Source organism: Mesorhizobium sp. M7A.F.Ca.AU.001.01.1.1 (assembly GCF_004022735.1).
GTDB classification, from domain to species: domain Bacteria; phylum Pseudomonadota; class Alphaproteobacteria; order Rhizobiales; family Rhizobiaceae; genus Mesorhizobium; species Mesorhizobium ciceri.
This window is the reverse complement of the sequence record NZ_RZPF01001147.1, coordinates 1-1,122: the sequence shown is the minus strand read 5'-3', so window position 1 is coordinate 1,122 and position 1,122 is coordinate 1. Positions and strand designations below refer to the sequence as shown.

The following is a 1,122-nucleotide window of genomic DNA, read 5'->3' as shown; positions in this document are numbered from 1 at the left end:
GACTATCGTCTTGTACGTCGATGACCAGTCGTAGCCCCTTCGGGTGATCGCTCGGGCCGTGCCGTCCTCGATTATGATTTGCGTCCGATAGCCATCGTACTTGATTTCGTGAATCCAGTTGTCCCCTGTCGGCGGCACCTCGACAAGCGTGGGGAACATTGGCCGGATGAACTTCAACATACGCGAACTCGGACTGACCGAGTTTAAATTAGATTAAGCTAAAATGGTTGCAAAGGGATGACACGCGCAGAACCCGCCGCGTTGGCCAAGCACGACGAGTTCGCAATTAGGGCGGCTACATCCTGAGAATCGACCGCCACTGTGCCAACCTGGGATTCAAAGGATAGTTCCTACTTTTCGAAGATCGTACTGCGCGAACTAGTCCATGAGGTCTAATTGTTGCGCTGTCGTTTTGCGAGTAGTGTAAAAGTTTGGGCACTAGGCCCACCCTCGTGCCCAGATTGGTCGGCACGGTTCTGTCACCGTCGCTTGGTATCCGACCGTGTCGACCACCATGTGACGTGCCAACCCCGCCCGCCAGGCCGGCGTCCATCTCCGAAGCACCCCGCCAAAGGGCGCCGGCCACTTTGAGATATCGTTGATCGCCGCTCCCGTTCCTGCTATGTTCACGCCATGGGATGGACGTTTGGTTCATTGATCGAAAGCGGCATGACGGCGCATTGCGCCCGCTGCAATCATTCCGCACGCTCGACCTGGAGGCGCAGCGCGAGCGGTACGGCGCTGATGCGCCAGCGATGGCCGCTGATCTCGCGCCTAGATGCGCTGCTCGAATTGCGAACAGCAAGCGTCGGTTTCAGCTATTGCCCGACCCGACGAAGCATTCCGGCATGGGGCAGGCGAATGCTTATGCCAAGGCCAACGAAGGGCGGTAGGCCAATCCGGCTTGTCAGTAACGGCAAACCCGAACGCGTTCCAGCACCCGGTGGTGATGGTGCCAGTGCTTGACCCACTTCACGCGGCAATGGTGACGATGCCGGAAATAGTAGCGATGCGGGTAGCGGACCACGTAGCCAGGATAGCGGGGGCCGTAGTAGCGGCCGCCATAGTCGTAAAACGGACCTCCGCCGTAGAAGGGGCCACCGCCGTAGAAGGGGCCACCGC

Annotated in this window: 1 protein-coding gene and 2 pseudogenes; 1 reads left to right on the top strand and 2 read right to left on the bottom strand. The window is 59.0% G+C overall.

The genetic code is table 11. The features are described 5' to 3' along the window. Positions 1-180, bottom strand: a pseudogene (locus EN884_RS39210) (DNA ligase D); the annotation flags it as partial. A 458-nt stretch (positions 181-638) separates the two neighbouring features. Here EN884_RS39210 and EN884_RS36615 point away from each other — a divergent pair. Beyond that, a complete protein-coding gene (locus EN884_RS36615) occupies positions 639-893 on the top strand; it encodes a hypothetical protein (RefSeq protein ID WP_063170626.1) in 255 nt (84 codons plus the stop codon). 14 nt (positions 894-907) lie between these two features. Here EN884_RS36615 and EN884_RS39205 read toward each other — a convergent pair. Further along, positions 908-1,122: pseudogene (locus EN884_RS39205) on the bottom strand (hypothetical protein); the annotation flags it as partial.

Coding starts and splice junctions, on each gene's coding strand:
- EN884_RS36615 (WP_063170626.1), top strand. CDS start 639: ATGGACGTTTGGTTCATTGATCGAAAGCGGCATGACGGCGCATTGCGC.